This is a genomic window from Kaistella sp. SH40-3, assembly GCF_030686865.1.
GTDB lineage: Bacteria > Bacteroidota > Bacteroidia > Flavobacteriales > Weeksellaceae > Kaistella.
The window spans coordinates 1-19,554 of sequence record NZ_JAQYUS010000009.1; the positions used below are offsets into that span (position 1 = coordinate 1).

General features: G+C 34.0%; 17 protein-coding genes and 1 tRNA gene. 5 read left to right on the plus strand and 13 right to left on the minus strand.

Annotation, left to right across the window (positions count from 1 at the left end; translation table 11 throughout):
• Positions 1–26: 26 nt before the first annotated feature.
• The 4 genes from PUH65_RS13020 to PUH65_RS13035 form a co-directional block, all read right to left on the minus strand.
• The gene (locus PUH65_RS13020; RefSeq protein WP_370692045.1) at positions 27–986 is read right to left on the minus strand and encodes an AAA family ATPase; all 960 of its coding nucleotides are present in this window, start codon (positions 984–986) and stop codon (positions 27–29) included.
• A 91-nt stretch (positions 987–1,077) separates the two neighbouring features.
• Positions 1,078–3,375: a DEAD/DEAH box helicase family protein gene (locus tag PUH65_RS13025; RefSeq protein ID WP_305520643.1), complete on the minus strand. Its 2,298-nt coding sequence runs from the start codon at positions 3,373–3,375 to the stop codon at positions 1,078–1,080.
• Between the two features lie 64 nt (positions 3,376–3,439).
• Positions 3,440–4,648 (minus strand): site-specific integrase, encoded by a 1,209-nt coding sequence (locus PUH65_RS13030; protein WP_305520642.1) that lies wholly within the window; start codon positions 4,646–4,648, stop codon positions 3,440–3,442.
• 272 nt (positions 4,649–4,920) lie between these two features.
• A tRNA-Met gene (locus PUH65_RS13035) sits at positions 4,921–4,993 on the minus strand.
• An 88-nt stretch (positions 4,994–5,081) separates the two neighbouring features.
• Here PUH65_RS13035 and PUH65_RS13040 point away from each other — a divergent pair.
• The 4 genes from PUH65_RS13040 (at position 5,082) to PUH65_RS13055 (ending at position 9,781) form a co-directional block, all read left to right on the plus strand.
• Complete coding sequence (locus PUH65_RS13040; protein WP_305520641.1) at positions 5,082–5,693, plus strand: L-threonylcarbamoyladenylate synthase; 612 nt, start codon at positions 5,082–5,084, stop codon at positions 5,691–5,693.
• A 215-nt stretch (positions 5,694–5,908) separates the two neighbouring features.
• Positions 5,909–6,667 (plus strand): peroxide stress protein YaaA, encoded by a 759-nt coding sequence (gene yaaA / locus PUH65_RS13045; protein ID WP_305520640.1) that lies wholly within the window; start codon positions 5,909–5,911, stop codon positions 6,665–6,667.
• A gap of 143 nt (positions 6,668–6,810) precedes the next feature.
• Positions 6,811–7,209, plus strand: a complete 399-nt coding sequence (locus PUH65_RS13050) for an acyl-CoA thioesterase (RefSeq protein WP_305520639.1) — start codon at positions 6,811–6,813, stop codon at positions 7,207–7,209.
• A 58-nt stretch (positions 7,210–7,267) separates the two neighbouring features.
• The gene (locus PUH65_RS13055) at positions 7,268–9,781 is read left to right on the plus strand and encodes a copper-translocating P-type ATPase (RefSeq protein ID WP_305520638.1); all 2,514 of its coding nucleotides are present in this window, start codon (positions 7,268–7,270) and stop codon (positions 9,779–9,781) included.
• 231 nt (positions 9,782–10,012) lie between these two features.
• On the opposite strand, the gene PUH65_RS13060 is transcribed toward PUH65_RS13055, so the two are convergent.
• From PUH65_RS13060 to PUH65_RS13090, 7 genes are all read right to left on the minus strand, one after another.
• Complete coding sequence (locus PUH65_RS13060) at positions 10,013–10,990, minus strand: polyprenyl synthetase family protein (protein WP_305520637.1); 978 nt, start codon at positions 10,988–10,990, stop codon at positions 10,013–10,015.
• A 92-nt stretch (positions 10,991–11,082) separates the two neighbouring features.
• A complete protein-coding gene (locus PUH65_RS13065) occupies positions 11,083–11,958 on the minus strand; it encodes a hypothetical protein (RefSeq protein WP_305520636.1) in 876 nt (291 codons plus the stop codon).
• A gap of 86 nt (positions 11,959–12,044) precedes the next feature.
• Positions 12,045–12,764 carry a YoaK family protein gene (locus PUH65_RS13070; RefSeq protein ID WP_305520635.1) on the minus strand — a complete coding sequence of 240 codons (720 nt, stop codon included), beginning with the start codon at positions 12,762–12,764 and terminating at the stop codon, positions 12,045–12,047.
• Positions 12,764–13,798: a 23S rRNA (adenine(2503)-C(2))-methyltransferase RlmN gene (gene rlmN / locus PUH65_RS13075; RefSeq protein WP_305520634.1), complete on the minus strand. Its 1,035-nt coding sequence runs from the start codon at positions 13,796–13,798 to the stop codon at positions 12,764–12,766. Before rlmN ends, PUH65_RS13070 begins: the two co-directional genes overlap by 1 nt.
• Before the next feature lie 92 nt (positions 13,799–13,890).
• Entirely contained in the window at positions 13,891–14,238 is a 348-nt protein-coding gene (locus tag PUH65_RS13080; RefSeq protein ID WP_305520633.1) for a four helix bundle protein, read from the minus strand.
• 104 nt (positions 14,239–14,342) lie between these two features.
• Entirely contained in the window at positions 14,343–15,392 is a 1,050-nt protein-coding gene (gene queA, locus PUH65_RS13085) for a tRNA preQ1(34) S-adenosylmethionine ribosyltransferase-isomerase QueA (protein ID WP_305520632.1), read from the minus strand.
• A 198-nt stretch (positions 15,393–15,590) separates the two neighbouring features.
• Positions 15,591–16,232, minus strand: a complete 642-nt coding sequence (locus PUH65_RS13090) for a hypothetical protein (protein ID WP_305520631.1) — start codon at positions 16,230–16,232, stop codon at positions 15,591–15,593.
• A gap of 140 nt (positions 16,233–16,372) precedes the next feature.
• Between PUH65_RS13090 and PUH65_RS13095 the strand changes: the two genes are divergently transcribed.
• Complete coding sequence (locus PUH65_RS13095; RefSeq protein ID WP_305520630.1) at positions 16,373–16,921, plus strand: hypothetical protein; 549 nt, start codon at positions 16,373–16,375, stop codon at positions 16,919–16,921.
• Between the two features lie 85 nt (positions 16,922–17,006).
• Here the strand turns inward: PUH65_RS13095 and PUH65_RS13100 are convergent, their stop codons facing one another.
• On the minus strand, positions 17,007–17,492 hold the full coding sequence (locus PUH65_RS13100) for a DNA-deoxyinosine glycosylase (protein ID WP_305520629.1): 486 nt from the start codon (positions 17,490–17,492) through the stop codon (positions 17,007–17,009).
• Between the two features lie 54 nt (positions 17,493–17,546).
• On the minus strand, positions 17,547–19,544 hold the full coding sequence (locus PUH65_RS13105) for a S9 family peptidase (RefSeq protein ID WP_305520628.1): 1,998 nt from the start codon (positions 19,542–19,544) through the stop codon (positions 17,547–17,549).
• Positions 19,545–19,554 lie beyond the last annotated feature (10 nt).

Below are 19,554 nucleotides of genomic sequence, written 5' to 3' on the forward strand. Positions count from 1 at the left end.
GAATATCACAGTTTACAAAATTTTAATTACTGTATTTTATGTGAGCCATTGCTGTTAAGGTTACCATTGTTAGATGAATTCATAATAATAGACTTTTTTGCTTCGTAATCTACGCGCAATGATTCTTTGTAGTCTGGGTAAGATTTATAAAGTGCAAGAAGCTCCGCAATGTTTTTACACTGTTGTATAGCTTCATATACTTGTTTTTCAGTAGCTTTCACATCCTTTAATGGAATAAAGGGTTGTGTGTTAAATGTATTTTGCAAACTGATTTTAGGCAATGATTGTTTCCTTTCAGCCATAGAAGAGGGTACATTAACACCTTTACACCATTCTGCAATTTCTCTTCCCGTTTTTTCAGAAATAATAAAGTCTGGTTTTCCAGCAAAAAGTCCTGTTCTATCTTTGCTCGCAATGGCATAGTGCTTTATATCAACTTCAAAGACCAAGGTAAATTCATAGTCTACTCCATCTCTTTGAACAGCTTTTAAGCCAACTTTCTCGGGAACAAACTTCCCATCCTTTTGATTCAGTACATAATCCTGTTTTGTTCTCATTGTAGCTATTACATGAGCTTTTGCTTGTAGTATCTTTTCAATAAATAGTTTTTCCAAGGGTTTTATTTTAGCCCAGTTAGTAAATGAGTTTCCCGCCAAAGAACTATGATAATCCAATAAGAAATCCCAACAATGAGAAATACTATCAATAATGATTACCTCCATTCCTGCATCTTCACAAACTTGTATTGCTTCTGCATACTTTTGTGGTGAAAATGGGGGTTGTAAGGAAAGTACATTGTAGTTACCTAAATGAGCATATAAATCTGCACTACCATTTTCTGTGTCAATGATGGCAACTTTTGAGAGTTCTCCATCACATAATCCTTTTGCTAGGACCAAACTTGAATAAGTTTTTCCACTTCCTGCACTTCCTTGCAAAGCCAATTTGATCTTGGCTTGTTTTCTTTCTGATTTTCTTAAATTCATAATTAAATTATTTTGGGTTAATATTTGGGCATAAAAAAAGCACTCTGTATAGAGTGCCGGTAAAATTTTGTAATGCTCTATATAAAGTGCATTACAAATTTCTGCCAATGAAAGCATGAATTATTTTTTTATAATTTTTACGTCCTTCAGTTGTTGTTATTCTGTAACTTATAGTTTGATAACCAGCATTAATAATATAATCATAAAATTTTTTGCCTATATTCTCTTGAGTTGATGCTCTTAAAAAATTCATTAAGTTCAAATTCAACGCAGGGTTTTGTCTTTTGAGTTCTCTTATTGTTTCCCACAACTCTTCTTTATCATTTTCAAAGAGATTGATACTTTCATAGTTCTTGAAATAGTAAAATTCTTGGTTATCTGATAAATACTTAGAATCATTTACTTTATTAATGAAGAATCTAAGTTTTTGGAACAGTTGCGACTGATTTTCTGATGTATTTAGTAGGCTAAGATATTTCATTGATGGAACTGTAATACTTATGTCATCACCGTATTTCATCACAAGAAAATTTATAATCTTAAATTTTATGACTGATTGTTGATACTGCGTAATATTATTGGACAAACTTTGCATTACTAAGTTTCGCATTATAGTATATTTTTCTTTGATATTAAGATGTCCCCAACTTCCTTCGACAGCAAGTAAGTTTAATTTATCATCAAAGAGTTCTTCAAGTTCATCATCATTAATACCATCATCCGAAATACTATATGGTATGCTATAGCCAGCTAATCTAGCATTATAGAATTGATTTGTAAATGCACAGTAAGTAACAAAACTTGCAATATTTTTTCCTAAAAATTGTTTTAATGTCAGAATTTTTTCAGCCTCAGTTAGTATATAATTTTCTAAATTAGGTAAAGTTAGATTGGAATTATTGCTGTAAGGAGTTAGTAGTCGCATTATTTGGGCTGTCCATTTCTCTTTAACTAAATGTTTATGTTCAGAAAATGGAATGTACCTTACCCTTGGGATAGTTATGTTATTTCTAACTCTAATTGTGGAAGGATCTCTTCCTACTCTTTCAATCTCACTATTTAATATCATTGCTTGCTCTTCATTCATTCCAACAAAGGAATCACCATTCATCCACAGAGGACTTCTTAAGAAAAGGTGTATTTGACCAGAATGTCTTTGTCTTGCCAATGCTTGTATTACAGCATTTACACCATCTGTAAAGATTCCATTTGTAGCTGCATAAGGACCTCCTGCATCGGGTGGCAGAATTATTATAAATGCATGGTTATCTTTTTCAATACTTATTCCTGATTTAAAATTAGTTCCAACATTGCAAAAGTCACCATTATATCTATTTACATTAATATCTTCATCAGTTGTCACCTGATTACTTCCAAGATTTGACGTACACTTTCTTACTTCTCCAAATCGAGTTCTTAATGCATTTCCAAGAGGATTGTTACTTTCTAAAATTTTCTCACATAATTTTCTGGAATAAGACAAAATATCTAGCTCCTTGCCATTATTGATAAGATCAATTACGATACGTGGGATAGAAGAAAGGTCTTTGGAACTGTATCTATTATCAAAATGTAAATACAATTGACTTTGAGGTCTACAAACTCGCCTTTCAGATTCCAAAATTTGAAGTCTATTTGATGTTAATTGAATAAGCATCTTAATAACTTCTATTGACTGAACATTATAAGTTGCGCTTAATACGATATTCTTTTTTAAAGATCTTGAAAAATACCAAAGATGAGCTTCTCCAATATGACTAAAATTTTTAATTCCGTCGTGTATTTCATCATAGATAAAAACTACACTTTTATCATTAGTTTCTAGAAGTTGAGAATAATTTTTGATATATTGATATTTTGCCTCAGATTGCAAAGGGGAATTTTCACCTGGATTTCCAAGTAAGGTATTAATAGTAACCAAATGAAATTTCCTGTTTAAATCTAAATAATCAAGTCCTCCCTCAGCAGAACCTTTACCTAACTTATCGTAGTTGAAAATTTGACTTTCTGTAATTCCTAAATCTATTAGATCTTTCTGATACTGCGAAATAAGACTCACAAAAGGTACAGCAAACACAAAATGAACATTACTATTATTTTCTGAATATCTCGTTATAATACGAAGTAAAGATGAAGTTTTGCCCTGCCCAACAGCACAGTTCACTACAGAAGTATTCGCTATATCTAGGTTTAGATGTTCTTGTAAAGAATCTCCCACATAACCATCCTCACTAAGAGTTAAAATAGTTTTAGTTTTTAAACTTGTTTCTCGTTCTAAATATAAATTAGCAAGTTCAACATTTTGAAATCCTAAAGTTTGAATAAAGTCTGTAACCTCAAGATTAAAAAAATCGATAGGAAACTCATTAAAGTGGTCATTTACATTCATAAAAATAATTTAAATAGTCTTGTAAATTACTACAAGACCATTTAAATAATATTGCCATATATGATTACCTCTGCTTTATCTTAGTTTCCAAAATTTTCATCTGTTCACTTATTTTATTTTGAACCACCTTAGCATAATGTGCTTGCGTAACTTTAATATTAGAGTGCCCCAGAAGCTCTGACACTGTCTCCATAGGGATATCATTGTATAGTAAAACAGTAGAAGCAAAGGTCTTTCTAGCAGTGTGATGGGTAATTCTTTTGTTAATATCCAGTATGGCAGTTATTTCCTTAAGAAATGAATTAAACTGCTGATTACTTATTACAGGCAGCAGGGTTTTCTCACACTCATATTTTGAAAGGATCTGTTCAGCTTTACTCAGTAAAGGAACTGTCAAGTGTTTTTTGGTTTTCTGTCTGTAGATGTTAATCCATTTTCTTCCGTCAAAACCATCTATTAGATTTTCTTTTTTCAAGGTTGCCATTTCCTGATAAGGTAATCCTGTATAACAACAGAATATAAACATATCTGCAACCTTCTGTAATCTTACTTGCTTAAACTGATGCTCTTCCAATACCTTTAATTCTTTAGTATCAAGATATACAACTTGAAGAATCACCTGCTTTTGCTTAAATAACAAAAAAGGATCTCTTTCTAGAAATCCTTCTGCTAATGCTAATTTAATAATCTTCCGTAACCTTTCAATATGTTTATTAATAGTGACTTGCTTTAGGTTCTTTTCAACTTTAAGGAAATAATCAAAGTCATTGAGAAACTTCATATTCAATTTCTCTAGAAGTATATTTGATTTTTGACTATTATGTCTGATAAAGGATTTTACATGATTCTTAGATTCCTCAAATTTCTGATGGGTAGCTTTTGAATATTCAATACCAATTAGTTTCTTCATCCTTTCATTGTGTAGTGTATAAACTTCAAGTAGTGTTTTTTCTGTCTTAATATCAGCTCCTTTGTACTTCAAATAAATATCTTCCACATCAAAGGTCTCCCCTCTAACTTGAAGCATTAAAAAAGCCTGATTAATTTGTTGTTTAATCAGGCTCACTTGTGTATTAATTTGATTGTGCTCTACATTTGGTGGAAAAGCTTTCTGTTTTGAAGCATTCCATTTCTCAGGATCAATAAATAAACCTGTGGAAAAGATCTTTCTGTCTCCATTAAAAGTTAATCTGCATCTTAAGGGGGAATTTCCAGCCTTATTTATGCGTACCTTGTCTATTAAAAAAAGGATTTTGATAATTTCAGTTTTCATAGTGTTAGTGGGTTTTAAAAGGGTGTACCTTGTTTAAAAAAGGGTGTACCTTCTTGGTGAATATTAGATTTTATTTGTGAAAAGAAAAACCTTTTTTCAAAAAGGGTGTACCTAATTCAATTTAGGGTGTACCTCATTGTATACCTTTTAATGATCAAACTGGAGATAAATCTAAAAAGTCTGCTTATTCTAGAAAATCCCTAAAACCCTTACCTACACAAGAAATTTGCGCACAAAAAAAGAGAACCATTAAAATGATTCTCGTTACTAAGTAGCGGAGACACGACTCGAACGTGCGACCTCCGGGTTATGAGCCCGACGAGCTACCTACTGCTCTACCCCGCGTTATTGTGGTGCAAATATACAAATATTATGTAATCTACCAAAATTTTATCTAAAAATCTTTATTCATCTATTTTTAGTAAATTTGTATATGGCAAAAATTCTAAAAATCTATCCCGACAATCCTCAGGAAAACCTCCTCGACGAGGTGGTTCGAACCTTGAAAAATGGTGGACTTATTATTTATCCTTCTGACACAGTCTATGCATTAGGCTGCAATATTTTTGATATCCGAGCGATGGAAAAACTCGCACTTATAAAAAAAATAAAGCTAGATAAAGCCCATTTCTCGATTATCTGTAACGATTTAAGCCATCTATCAGAATTTTCCCGACCGATCGAAACCAGTACTTTCCGTTTTTTGAAGAATAATATTCCTGGTCCCTTTACTTTTATTTTAGAGGCTAATAAAAATTTACCTCTTGCTTACAAAGGAAATAAAACTGTCGGAATTCGCGTTCCTGATCATATCATTCCACAAATGATTGTACAGAAACTGGGGCATCCGATCGCTTCTACTTCAATTAAAGACGACGATGAAGTCATAGAATACTCTACCGATCCCGAATTGATAGCGGAGAAATATGATCATCTTGTAGATATCGTGATTGATGCTGGCTATGGTGACAATGTTGCATCGACAATCGTGGATTTGACCAGTGGCGAACCAGAAATTCTACGTCAGGGAAAAGGCGAGATTTAATATTTGGGCATCAAAATCTGCCTGAGTTTGTCGAATCGTTCCCGCGTTTTAATTTGCTGACTTCTAAAGGCTCAGCCACCAATTAAAAATAGTTCGACTCAAATCACAAAGTTCTTCCACTATTCAAATAAAATAATAGAATACACTTAGTCAGGTTGGGACGCCAGAATTCCCACCTTATCCAGTTTAATTAAAAAGTTTCAAGAAATATAGAAATGAAAATCATATCCTCTCCGGCCAAACTCATGAATATCGAAAATTCAAGTGAATTTTTAAAACCAACTCAACCGCATTTCATTGAAGAAGCCGATTTAATTCAAAACACTTTAAAAAAGAAATCACCAAAATATTTATCAGAACTCATGGAGATTTCTACAAAACTCGCCGATGAGAATTGGGAGAGAAATCAAAAATGGACTGCAAAACCGACTTCAAAAGAATCAACGCCAGCATTGATGGCTTTTAGTGGTGAAGTATATCGTGGTCTTGATGTAAAATCATTGGATGAAAACGCGATTAAATATCTCCAGAAAAATTTCCGAATGCTTTCTGGGTTGTATGGATTGCTGAAACCGTCAGATCGTGTAATGCTTTACCGTTTAGAAATGGGACGAAAGTTTAAATTCGAAGGACATAAAAACCTGTATGAATTCTGGACAGATAAAGTTACAGAACAACTCAACAGTGAACTGAAATCAAAAGATATTGTTTTGAATTTGGCGAGTAAAGAATATTTTAAAGTCATCGATAGAAAGAAAGTAAAAGCGCCAATTATTGATTTCTATTTCTACGATTACAAAGAAGGTAAACTAAAAACGATCGTGGTTTATACCAAGCATGCTCGTGGATTAGTCGCCCGATATTGCGCTCAGAATGAAGTGAAAACTTTAGATGAAGTAAAAGGTTTTAATTTGGAAAACTATCGCATCGACGAAAAACTATCTACTGAAACAAAACTAGTTTTCACACGGTAATTTAATTTTAAATAAGTTATTTGCTTTTTGCTTAGCGAAGAGCCTTTGCTATCGTAATTAAAAGAATCCTGTATAAAACTTTGCACCTTTGCGTTAAAAATTATAAATGTCACATTAAGACTCATTAAATAAAAGTAAAAGAAATGAATTATCATACCAGAAAATGGATCAAACCGGAAGATCTTAATCCCAATCATACCTTATTTGGTGGAAGATTACTGCAATGGATCGACGAAGAAGCGGCGCTTTATGCCATTGTCCAATTAGAAACACCTCGTTGTGTAACCAAATATATTTCGGAAATCAATTTTGTCAGTTCTGCAAAACAAGGTGATATCATTGAGATCGGAATTGAAGCCACAGATTTCGGAAATACATCTATTACTTTAAGATGTGAAGTTCGAAATATGATGACGCGTCAAACCATTATTACCATTGATAAAATTATATTTGTCGGCGTGAATCTTGAAGGTAAACCAACCCGTCATGGGAAAACAAAAATTGAATTTATTTCTGACCGTTTAGAAGATCAGGAAAAATAAAGTCACAAAGTGACGGTTTAACAAAAAATAGGATAAAATCCTATTAAAACAACAAAAAATGTCCCAAAATATTATTCCTCCTTCGGAGAGAATCTCCCCGAGTTCCGTTTACTACTGTCCAATGGAATGTGAAGGTGAAAAAGTTTATTTCACTCAGGGGAAACGTTGTCCAGTTTGTAATATGTTTTTAGTTCCGATCGAAGAGAGAGCAGATTATCGCAACAAACCACAAACTTTTTCAAAGACCAATTTACCCGAAAGTTTCGAAGACAAAATTGGAGACTATTTTTGTCCCATGTTTTGCGAAAGCGATAAAACCTATCCATCTGATGTTGGTTGTCCGGTTTGTCACATGCATCTCGAAGAAATTACACAGGAATTGGTTAATGCTTCAACTCACCATCATCACAAGGAAGAAAAAACAGCACCGGTTATCGACCGGGAAAGTAATGCTGGTAAATATTACTGCCCGATGTTTTGTGAAGGCGACAAAGTTTATGATTCCAATGTTGGTTGTCCCGTTTGTGGAATGGACTTGGTTAAAATTCCAGAGAAAGGAGAAAAATCTAACGGAGACGATACCTATAAATTATTAAGAACTAAATTTCTTATTGCTTTAGTTTTCACCGTTCCTGTTTTCATTTTATCGATGGGCGGAATGTGGTTTGATTTTCCCTTCTCTAATAAAACTCAAGGATTTTTAGAATTAATATTATCGATTCCTGTTATCTTTTATGCAGGTTGGTTTTTATTGAAAAGAGGATTTGTCTCCTTTAAAACCTGGAATCTCAATATGTTCTCGCTTATTGCTTTAGGTTCTGCAGCGGCCTTTATTTTTAGTTTAGTCGCGCTTTTCTTTCCACATATTTTACCGCATGAGATTTCACACGGAGGCAACACACCACTTTATTTTGAGTCGGTTTGTGTGATTCTCACCTTGGTGATTATGGGGCAAATGCTTGAAGCCAGAGCCCATCAAAAAACGGGAAAAGCGATTGAGGAATTGATGAATCTTTCACCCGATGAAGCCAATCTGATCATTAATAATGTTGAAAAGAAAGTTCCGCTTTCTGAAGTTAAAATCGGTAATCTGTTAAGAGTAAAACCGGGCGAAAAAATCCCAGTTGACGGTGAAATTACGGAAGGAAATTCTACGGTTGATGAAAGCATGATTACAGGTGAACCCATTCCGATGGAGAAAAGCATTGGAATGATGGTGACTTCCGGAACGATTAATGGGAACGGAACCTTTTTAATGAAAGCCGAAAAAGTAGGTGATGAAACCCTGCTTTCTCAAATTATTAAAATGGTGAACGATGCAACCAGAAGCAAAGCACCAATTCAGAAATTAGCAGATAAAATATCGAAAATTTTTGTGCCAACTGTTATAGGAATTTCAGTTTTGACTTTTGTTCTATGGAGAATTTTCGGTGGCGAAAACGCGTTGATTTATGCTTTGGTGAATGCCGTTGCAGTTTTAATTGTGGCTTGTCCGTGTGCTTTAGGATTGGCGACACCGATGTCTTTAACGGTCGGAATTGCAAAAGGAGCCAAAAATGGAATCCTCATTAAGAATGCGGAAGCACTTGAAAAAATGCATAAAGTAAACGTTTTAATTACCGATAAGACAGGCACTTTGACGGAAGGAAAACCAACTTTGGATGAAGTAGTTCCTTCTGAAAATATTTTAAAGTCTGTGGTGTTACAATTGGCCGCTTCTTTAAATCAGAGTTCTGAACATCCACTTTCTAATGCAGTTCTAACCGAATTTAAAAAGGAAAATCAGGATTTTGAAAAAGTAGAAAACTTTGAAAATATTTCCGGAAAAGGAGTAAAAGGAATGATTAATGGTGAAGCAGTTTTACTTGGGAATGATTCTCTTTTAAAACAATTTAAAATTGAAATTCCAGATTCTTTAAAACAAAAAATAACCGAAAATCAAGATCAAGCAAAGACGATTTCTTTCTTAGCCAAAGGAAATCAGGTTTTAGGAATTCTAAGTTTTTCAGATAATATTAAGGAGAGTTCCAAAAAAGCAATTCAATATTTAAAGGAGAATAACGTAGAAGTGATTATGATGACGGGCGACAACGAACATACCGCAAAAGCGGTTGCTCAAGAATTAGGAATTACAAAATACTTTGCGAATTGTTTGCCACAGGATAAACTGGCTGAAATTAAAAGACTTCAAGCCGAAGGAAAAATAGTTGCTATGACTGGTGATGGAATTAATGATGCTCCCGCCTTAGCACAATCCAATGTGGGAATTGCCATGGGAACCGGAACTGATGTCGCCATCGAAAGCGCAGAAATCACGTTGTTGAAAGGAGATATTTTGGGCGTTGCAAAAGCGAAAATTTTGAGCGAAAAATTATTAAAGAATATTAAAGAAAATCTCTTCTTCGCCTTCCTCTATAATACTTTGGGAATCCCTGTTGCTGCAGGTTTGCTCTACCCTATTTTCGGTATTCTGATGAGTCCGATGATTGCGGCGGCAGCGATGAGTTTTAGTTCTGTTTCGGTAATTCTAAATTCTTTGCGATTAAATGGAGTTGATTTAAAAATTAAGTAATTTGTGTAACCACAAAGACACAAATTTTTTTTGGTACTAATTGTATTTAACACATAAGTCACATTAGTTTTTTAGTTAAACTCAAGTTCACAATAGTATTGTGTACGGCAATTTTCGTAGAAAATCTAATGACCTAAAATTCTTAATTGAAAACTTAATGGTTAAATTTCAATTAATGTTTCAAACCTTTGTGACTTTGTGGTTTAAAAAAGAAAATGTTTTGAGGGGAAATTAAAACTTTCTTTCAATTACGTAATCAAGCATTAATTGTAATGATTGCTTGGCTTCAGAATCTGGAAATTCGCTGAGAATAGTTTTGGCTTTTTGTTGGTAATCGTTCATCTTATCGACCGCATAATCTAAACCGCCAGATTTTTTCACAAACTCTATAAGTTCTTTAACTCTTTTCTGATCGTTGTTGTAACGCTTAATCGTAGTGAAATAATATTTACGGTCCTTTTCGTTCGCAGTTTTTAAAGCGTGAATTAAAGGCAAAGTCATTTTCTGTTCTTTAATGTCAATTCCAACCGGTTTGCCAATAATGGTTGTGGTTAAATAATCGAACAAATCATCTTTGATTTGAAACGCCATTCCGGTCAGCGTACCGAACTCCATCATTTTCTTAGATAATGTTTCATCATTGCTGGTAGAAAGTACGCCGATTTCACAGCAAGCCGCAATTAAGGTCGCCGTTTTCTGACGGATAATTTCGTAATAAACTTCTTCGGTAATATCTAATTTTCGGGCTTTCTCCAATTGAAGCAATTCACCTTCTGCCATTTCCCGAATCGTTCTAGAAATCACCGCAAGCAGATCGAAATCTTTATGATCGGTGGACAATAAAACGGCTTTTGATAATAGATAATCTCCAACTAAAACTGCAATTTTATTTTTCCATAACGCATTGATGGAAAAGAAATTACGGCGTTTGAAACTTTCATCAACTACATCATCATGAACCAAAGTTGCAGTGTGAATCAATTCGATCATAGAAGCGCCGCGAAAGGTTTTTTCGTTCACATCACCAACCAGTTTTGCGCAAAGAAATACAAACATCGGACGCATTTGTTTTCCTTTTGTAGTTACGATGAATCTTGTAACCTTGTCCAAAAGTGCCACATTGCTCTGCATGGATTCATAAAACTTCTGTTCAAAAAGTTTCATCTCTGCATTAATCGGTTTCTTAATTTCTTCTACGATGTTCGCCACGAATGAGTGATAAAGGATTAAAATTTATGAATAGTTACAAAGATAATTATAAATAAAGAATATCTTAGAATTTATCGGCCTTTCAAATTAATTTATTTCAGTTTTTCAAAAGGAATAAAATACAAATATGGTTTTACTTTAATAATTGGCAAATTAAATTCTTCGCCGGAAATATAAATTCCTTGTTCATCTACTGCAATTCCTTCTATTTGTCCGATTGTTAAAGAACTTCCGAGGTAATACTTTTTTGGTTTGTCTTCAAAGAAAATTCCAGGTTTGGTTTCATTGAAAATGGTCAGAAAAACTTCTGCTTTTTTGGTATATCCTACTAAATATAATTTCTGATTAAAATAGGCCGCATCCGTTACAACGTAGCCTGTTGGGAAATTTTCTATTTTTTGTGCGGCTTGATTTTCTGAAATCGCTGGATCAATAATATAATGAGTGGTCAATTTTGAAGCCCATTCTTTAGTGAAAATATGAATTTTTCCGTTTAGAAAAATCATGGCTTCGGCATCGAAATTATTATTTAGGTTTTTTGGAGTAAAATCTTTTTGTTCCGGGTAATAAAAAGGAAACTGTTCAATTCCTGCTAAATCTATTGAATCTCGCATAGGAATTTTATAAATTACTAAATCCTTTCTTGATCCAACATTATTACCGAAATCACCTACATATAAATTGGTTGAATCTGACGTAATGGCTTCCCAATCTCTATTGATGAGATTGGTTTTTAAAACATTTTCAATCTTTCCAGTTTCTTTATTTATTTCAAATATTTCAGAAGAATTCCCGCTATCATTAATGGTGAAAAGTCGTTTATTAAAAAAATCTAAACTAGAATTCTCATTGATGGAATCACTTAAAACTGCGGTTCTGTATTTGTTGATTTTGAACCACTCATAATTTTGCTGAGCAGAAAAACACAACGATATCAAGATCGAAAATAGGAGAATGAACTTCTGCATTGATTATTTTAAATTTTTAACCTTCTTTTAATTGTTGCAATACATTCGGTCTTGTCAAATGTCTGCCTAAATAATTCTGTTTGTAATCATCCTCTGTTGCGTCTTAATAAGAGATATTTGATTTTTAAGAAATCGTATAATAATCCTCCTAACAAAATAATTGAGCCGAGAATTAAGGTTTTGATGCCGAAATGCTCAAATAAGACGCCGCCTGAGACTCCGCCCACAAAAAACATGATAATAATCGTGAGGCGTAATTTTATGGATTTCAGTAACCTGCGTTTGTGAAACTGATCTTTATAAAAAAACAATTGTGAAAATTCAATACCCATATCCGTGAAAAGTCCGGTTAAATGCGTTGTTCGAACAATCGATTTCGAAATACTCGTAACCAGTGAGTTTTGCATTCCCATGGCAAAAAGCAAACTGTAAGCGATAACGTCAGGATTTACTTTTATGAGATAGTTTCCTGTAAACGCGATGACGGTAAGGATCAAGGCTTCAGTAATGATGGGGAAAACATAGGTTTCATTTTCCCTGATTCTAGAGTAGGTTTCTACTATAAAATTCGCGAAGAATGCGCCAAAGAAAAAGTAGAAAACAAATAGCGCCAGATGAAAAGCATTTGTAAAATTGAGTTTGAAAACTTCATCGACGAAAAAGGCAAAATGTCCAGTAACATTGGTGGTCAACCGCTGAACCGAAAAAAAGCCTACAACATTCACTAGACCTGCCACAAAGGAAAGCAGCGAGGCGATGCCAAGGTTATGTCTGGGTGTTCTGGTTTTGCCGATGTGGGAAAACATTACTCACTGCTTTTATTTGCGAGTTGTCCACAAGCCGCATCGATATCGCCACCACGACTTCGTCGAATCAGAACGGTAATGCCGGCTTTTTCTAATTGTCGAACGTAGTTGTCTTCCGCTGCTTTATTACATTGGTCGTATTTTCCGTCGCCGATTGGATTATACTGAATGAGATTCACTTTGCTCGGAATCTGCTTGCAATATCTAATTAATGCTTTGATATCTTCATCCTGGTCATTTATTCCTTTCCAAACGCAATATTCGAAAGTGATGATGTTTCCTGTTTTTTCATACCAATATTTTAGAGAATCCATAATATCGGTTAACGGGAACTTATCGGAGAAAGGCATTATTTCATTTCTCTTTTTCTCGATAGCAGAATGTAAAGACAATGCTAATTTAACTTTAATGTCTTCATCAGCAAGCATTTTTATCATCTTCGGAATTCCAGAAGTAGAAACGGTAATCCTTCTTGGCGACATTCCTAAACCTGAAGGTTCAGTGATTTTTTTAATCGACTCGACAACGTTTTTGTAATTCATCATCGGCTCGCCCATTCCCATAAACACAATGTTTGAAAGTGGTCGGTCGAAATACAATCTACTTTGTCTGTCGATTAAGGCAACTTGATCTACAATTTCTGCGACTTCTAAATTTCGCATTCTTTTCAATCTTGCCGTTGCACAAAATTCACAATTCAGGGAACAGCCGACTTGAGAGGAAACACAAGCTGTAGTTCGGGTTTCGGTCGGGATTAAAACGGATTCTACTAAAAGTCCGTCGTGTAATTTTACGCCGTTTTTAATGGTTCCATCTTTCGATTTTTGAAGTTGATCGACCGAAATTGGATTGATCATGTATTCTTTTGAAATACGATCACGCAAATCTTTAGAAAGATTCGTCATCTCCTCGATCGAATGCATGTTTTTACTCCAAAGCCAGTCATAGACTTGTTTTGCACGGAAAGGTTTCTCGCCCAAAGAGACGAAATATTCCTGTAATTGATCGAGTGATAAAGTTCGGATGTCCTTCATTGTGTAGTAAGAGCCAAGTAAAAAGTAAAAAGAGCCAAGTTTTACAAATGTGTTTTTTAAAGAGCCAGATGAAAGTGAAAAGAGCCATATGTTTACAACTTGGTATTGTTTACAATTGCTCCAAATATGTTTTTAAGTTCTGTACTTTCAGCAAGTAGTTGATCCAATTCTTCATTCTGTCCTTCTTCGAGTGCTTTAATCACTCTCAACCAATAATTGGATTCTCTTGTTTCTCGTAACGAAATTTTGACTTTATTTTTAAAGTCTGCTTTTGAAGAGCCCGCTTGAGATTCTTCATAATTAGCACCAAGTGAAGTTGAAGATTTTCCCAATTGAAATCGTATTAACCGATATTCTGGATCATTTGGAAGTTTCCTTAAAAACTTTAGACAATGAATTCCAAACCAAAAGGTCCTCTCTAGTAAATCATTCTTTTTCATAAAAAAATTTTGATTTACTAAAGTTAACCTTTATAATTTATATAAAATATCAAGTATCTTACTTGGTTCTTTTTACTTTTTACTTGGCTCTTCTTCTTTATTTCTTAGATGATCAACATGGCATCACCGTAAGAATAGAATTTATATTTGTGTTTCACCGCTTCTTCATAAGCGTGCATTAAAAAATCTTTTCCTGCAAATGCTGCCACCATCATCATCAAGGTAGATTTTGGCGTATGAAAGTTAGTGATCATACAGTTTGCAACACCGAAATCATGTGGAGGAAAAATAAATTTATTGGTCCAACCGTGGTAAGGTCCAATTTTTCTATTTGAAGAAACTGAAGTTTCAATCGTTCTCATTGTCGTTGTTCCAACAGCGCAAACTCTTCTGCCTTCTTCTACCGCTTTGTTAATGATATCAGCATTTTCTTGCGTAATAATCGCTTCCTCAGATTCCATTTTGTGTTTCGATAAATCTTCAACTTCGATTGGGTTGAATGTTCCTAAACCAACGTGAAGGGTTATTTCTGCAAAATCAATTCCTTTGATTTCTAATCTTTTCATCAAATGTCTGGAGAAGTGTAAACCTGCAGTGGGCGCTGCAACAGCACCTTCATGTTTTGCATAAATCGTTTGGTAACGTTCTGCATCTTCTGGTTCTACCTCTCTTTTAATATATTTTGGAAGTGGAGTTTCACCCAGTTCTTTCAATTTAGTACGGAATTCTTCGTAAGAACCATCGTATAAAAATCTTAAAGTTCTTCCTCTTGAAGTGGTATTGTCAATAACTTCAGCCACCAAACCTTCATCTTCAGTAAAGAATAATTTATTACCGATTCTGATTTTACGCGCTGGATCTACCAATACATCCCAAACACGAGTTTCTTTATCTAATTCTCTTAACAAGAAAACTTCAATCTTGGCACCCGTTTTTTCTTTGTTACCATACAATCTTGCTGGGAAAACTTTAGTATTGTTAAAGATAAAAAGATCGTGCTCATCAAAATAATCAACAACATCTTTAAAATGTTTATGTTCAATGGTTTGCGTTGCACGATTAAGAACCATGAGTTTCGCATCGTCTCTATGTTCTGCTGGATGCTCTGCCAAAAGTTCTTCCGGCAAGTCAAAATTAAAATGGGATGTTTTCATCTTTTTAAATTACGGTTTAAAAATTAGATCCGAAAAAGGAAAAATTTTCGGAGTGCAAATATACGACATTGAAAAGGCAAAGTCAAGTAAATGCGTGCTTTAATAATATCGTGACTTATTGAAGACTTTTTTAAGAGAAGTTGAAAATTAAAATTCAACAGATGAAAACTATGGGAAAATTTTGGAATGGTAAGACGATTATTTTAATTCTTTTGGAATCGTTATTTTTAAATCGACATTTTTGTATTCCTTTAAATTAGTTTGACAAATATTATTATTAAATTTCTCAATACTTTGTGTTACTATGTAATTTCCAATTTCGGAAAACTTGTAAGTGCCGTCTGACCAATGAAGACAATCTGACCGATATAATTGAATCAAATTTTTATTGGCCATTTTTAGGGTAATTAGATTCTCTACTTTTGGCTTTTTTGCTCGTTTTGAAGGGTAAATTTTTAAAGAAACAATCTTCGGATTGTTCGCTGAAATTTCAGAAAATTCGTATCGGTAATTTTCATGTTTAATGATGTTTTGCAACTTAGAGGTATTAACGTATAAAAATTGGAATTCAATTTCGTGCCCAACTTTAGATTCAATTACTGAAAAGTGATGGGCTAAATTTCTTTGATGATCATAAAGGGTGGCTGTGAAATCTGCGTCATTCTTTATTAATTTTAAATAATAAGAAAAGTCGTCAGAATTGTGATAACTCACCAAATCACGGGTGAATTTATTTTTAGAATTTTCACTCGAATATTTTGTTAAAAAATCGAATTCGTAGGTTTGAGCAAAACCCAAACTGAAAAACAGCACCAAAAATAAAATAGAAATTTTTCTCATCAAGAAGCAATTTTATAATTAAACACTCCTCCAATTTTTTTTAAATGAAGGTTGAACATCCAAACAAATATAGAAATTTTAACAATAAAAATTGCAATGGAACGATAAATGTAAGGCTTTAAAAAATCAAAATTTTTATTGTGAAAAAGTTATCATTGCTTACAGGGATATTGGTGTTGTTCTTTATGACAAGTTGTAGAGATATTGTGAATTCTGTTTTAGATGTTCTGCCCCCATTCGATGTTCCGTTCAGCACAAATATTGATGTTCCGTTGGCAAGCGTCAGTACGACAACTTATACCAAGACTCCAGATCTGCCGATGAATATTGATCTGAATGCAAAGATTAAAGAAAACAACTCAAATTTTTCGGTCAATAACTTGAAATCGGCCAAGTTAAATACGTTGAGTTTGGATTATGTAAATTCAACTTTGGGGAATAAATTAGATGTTATTAAAAATGCGAGAATTTATATTAATGCGCCCAATCAAGCCGACCGATTAATTGCAACAGCGTATGACAATACGAATCCTAACACCATTACGTTTACTTTGGAAGATGCGGAAATTCTGGAATACTTCCGAACCACTCAAAACTCGTTAGTCATTGAAATTATGGGAAGCAGAGTTACCGCCGACCAAATTAAAATGAAGATGAATGCAGGCTTTAAAATAAAAGTACAACTTTAAATTAGAGAAAAGACCGAATCAATTTTCGGTCTTTTTAATTCAATCAAGAGAATTTAAATTTTTTTTCTAAATCGATTCCTTAATTTCAGAGATAAGATTTTATAACCGACCATTCCTGCAATTTCTTGTCATACGGAATGGTATAGGCAGGCGAAGTTGAAGGCAGAACAAATATTGGAATTTCTAAATCATTTGGTATAATTTTATTTAAAGTTTTAAACGATTTCTGCCCATTACAGAAGAGGACTTTTATGGACGGAAAATCTTCCAGTAATTTCAAAATATTGTGATAATTTTCGTTTTTAATTTGGGTATCTAAACTTCCTTTTCTATCGCACGAATCAATGACATCCCAAACCCCAATTTTATATTTTTTTAACAATTTAATTTTCACGGAATAATCTGTGGTAAACTCTTCCTCAAAAAGTTCAAATAAAATCCGCCAGAATTTATTTTGCGGATGAGCATAATATTCCTGCATTTCTAATGATTTAATTCCAGGAACGGAGCCTAGAATCAAAACTTTAGAATCTTCAGAAATTAGGGGTGGAAAAGAAGAAATACGGTTCATCGCTTAAAAGTAGTAAAAAAAAAGAAGTTCAGATTTCTCTGAACTTCTTTCGATTTATAAAGTTTCTTTCAACCAACCAAAAAATTCTCTCTGCCAAACCAAACCATTTTGTGGATGTAATACCCAGTGATTTTCATTCGGAAAATATAGGAACTTCGCTTTCAAACCTTTTAGTTTTGCTGCCTGAAATGCTTCCTGACCTTGCTCATAAGGAACTCTGTAATCTATTCCACCTTGAATAATCATCATCGGCTTATTCCATTTGCTTACATAATTGGAAGGATTAAATTCGGTGTACGATTTCGGAGTTGGTTCATCATAAGGAGAACCACCTAGATCCCATTTCGCAAAAAACAATTCCTCAGTCGTTAAATACCAAGATTTCATATCGAAAAGTCCATCATGTGCGATGAAAGTTTTGAAACGGTTTTCATGAATTCCAGCCAACATCATTGCGCTGTACCCGCCGTAACTTGCACCAACAACTCCCATTCTGTCGCCATCAACATACGATAGCGTTTTTGCAAAATCTGCGGCTGCTAAATAATCCTGCATTACTTGTCCGCCCCAGTCTTTAGAAATATCTTCGTTCCATTTTGTTCCCCAACCTGGCATTCCTCTTCTGTTTGGCGCTACTACAATATAATCGTTTGCTGCCATTAATGCGAAGTTCCAACGAACACTGAAAGATTGTGTTAAAGCAGACTGTGGTCCACCTTGACAATATAATAAAGTTGGATATTTTTTATTCGCATCAAAGTTTGGCGGATAAATAAACCAAACTCCCATTTCCTTTCCATCTGTAGTTTTTACCATTTTAAGTTCAGTTCTGGAAGGCTTAATTTTTTCGTAGTTCTTCTTATTTACTTCAGTTACTTGTTTCATTGAACCATTTTTCAAATCCACAGAAAACAAATCTGGATTGTGGTTCATGTCATTTCTGGAAACCAATAAACCGTTTTTGTTTTGAGCATGAATATCATTTACATCAAAATCTCCTTTGGTAATTTGCTGGATTTTAGCGTTTTTCGGATTCAAAGAGAAAAGTTGTTTGGTTCCCTTCCAAGCTGTTGTAAAATAAATGTTTTTTGCATCTGGTGACCAAAAAACAGAACCAGTAATACTTTCGTCCCAATCCTTGGTAAGGTTCGTTACTTTTCCTGATTTCCAGTCCATGATTTTTAAATCATTTTTATCGGCTTCATAACCATCTCTGGCCATCGACATCCAGTATAAATATTTTCCGTCTGGAGAAAATTTAGGCGCAACATCATAACCTTTGTTGCTTTCTGTAAGATTTTTCACTGTTCCTGTAGCCAGGTCATAAGCGAAAACATCGGTGTTGGTTGAAAAGGCATATTCCTTACCACTCAACGGTTTTGTAACGTATAAAAGTTGGCTGGAATCTGGAGACCAAATAAAATCTTCGGCACCACCAAAAGGTCTTTGCGGAGAATCCCAAGGTTTTCCTTCTAATAAATCTTTTGCTTTATCGGCATTTTCAGAAACATTAACTACAAAAACGTGGTTGTATTTTCCTTCATTATAGTAATCCCAGTGACGAAGATTTAAGTCAGTATAAATATGCGCTGTCGATTTCGGAGTATCAGCATATTTATCTTTTCCTAATAATTTTTCAACCAAAACTTCTTTGCTAAAGGCTACCTTTTTACCATCGGGAGAAATTACAATATTGTCAACTTTCCCAACGGTATAAAATTCTGTCCAGGTTTTTCCGGCATCTTTAGAAAGATAAATTTTGTCATCTTCCTGCGCATAAATTCCGTTTGCATCCCACTGAATCAAAGATTTTTTACCCAAATCCAAAGCGGTTGCTTCAGCACTTTTAATATTAAAGAAATAATTTTTTTTGTTGTTTTTTTCCGTCTTCAGATCGGTTTTTCCAATACTGTAGATGAGTGAATTCTGATCTGGCGAAACTGCAGAAACTCCTATTTTATTCAGAGTCCATAATATTTCGGGAGTCATCACATTCTGCGCATTCATAAGAAAAGGCGCTACAAGAGCGACCAGGGTACTTTTTATTTTCATTAGAAATAAT

Bases quoted from the DNA above. Each gene is read 5' to 3' on its own strand.
- queA (WP_305520632.1), bottom strand. From the start codon at position 15,392: ATGAAAACATCCCATTTTAATTTTGACTTGCCGGAAGAACTTTTGGCA.
- PUH65_RS13080 (WP_305520633.1), bottom strand. From the start codon at position 14,238: ATGAAAAAGAATGATTTACTAGAGAGGACCTTTTGGTTTGGAATTCAT.
- PUH65_RS13050 (WP_305520639.1), top strand. From the start codon at position 6,811: ATGAATTATCATACCAGAAAATGGATCAAACCGGAAGATCTTAATCCC.
- rlmN (WP_305520634.1), bottom strand. From the start codon at position 13,798: ATGAAGGACATCCGAACTTTATCACTCGATCAATTACAGGAATATTTC.
- PUH65_RS13030 (WP_305520642.1), bottom strand. From the start codon at position 4,648: ATGAAAACTGAAATTATCAAAATCCTTTTTTTAATAGACAAGGTACGC.
- PUH65_RS13070 (WP_305520635.1), bottom strand. From the start codon at position 12,764: ATGTTTTCCCACATCGGCAAAACCAGAACACCCAGACATAACCTTGGC.
- PUH65_RS13100 (WP_305520629.1), bottom strand. From the start codon at position 17,492: ATGAACCGTATTTCTTCTTTTCCACCCCTAATTTCTGAAGATTCTAAA.
- PUH65_RS13090 (WP_305520631.1), bottom strand. From the start codon at position 16,232: ATGAGAAAAATTTCTATTTTATTTTTGGTGCTGTTTTTCAGTTTGGGT.
- PUH65_RS13025 (WP_305520643.1), bottom strand. From the start codon at position 3,375: ATGAATGTAAATGACCACTTTAATGAGTTTCCTATCGATTTTTTTAAT.
- PUH65_RS13040 (WP_305520641.1), top strand. From the start codon at position 5,082: ATGGCAAAAATTCTAAAAATCTATCCCGACAATCCTCAGGAAAACCTC.
- PUH65_RS13020 (WP_370692045.1), bottom strand. From the start codon at position 986: ATGAATTTAAGAAAATCAGAAAGAAAACAAGCCAAGATCAAATTGGCT.
- yaaA (WP_305520640.1), top strand. From the start codon at position 5,909: ATGAAAATCATATCCTCTCCGGCCAAACTCATGAATATCGAAAATTCA.
- PUH65_RS13065 (WP_305520636.1), bottom strand. From the start codon at position 11,958: ATGCAGAAGTTCATTCTCCTATTTTCGATCTTGATATCGTTGTGTTTT.
- PUH65_RS13105 (WP_305520628.1), bottom strand. From the start codon at position 19,544: ATGAAAATAAAAAGTACCCTGGTCGCTCTTGTAGCGCCTTTTCTTATG.
- PUH65_RS13055 (WP_305520638.1), top strand. From the start codon at position 7,268: ATGTCCCAAAATATTATTCCTCCTTCGGAGAGAATCTCCCCGAGTTCC.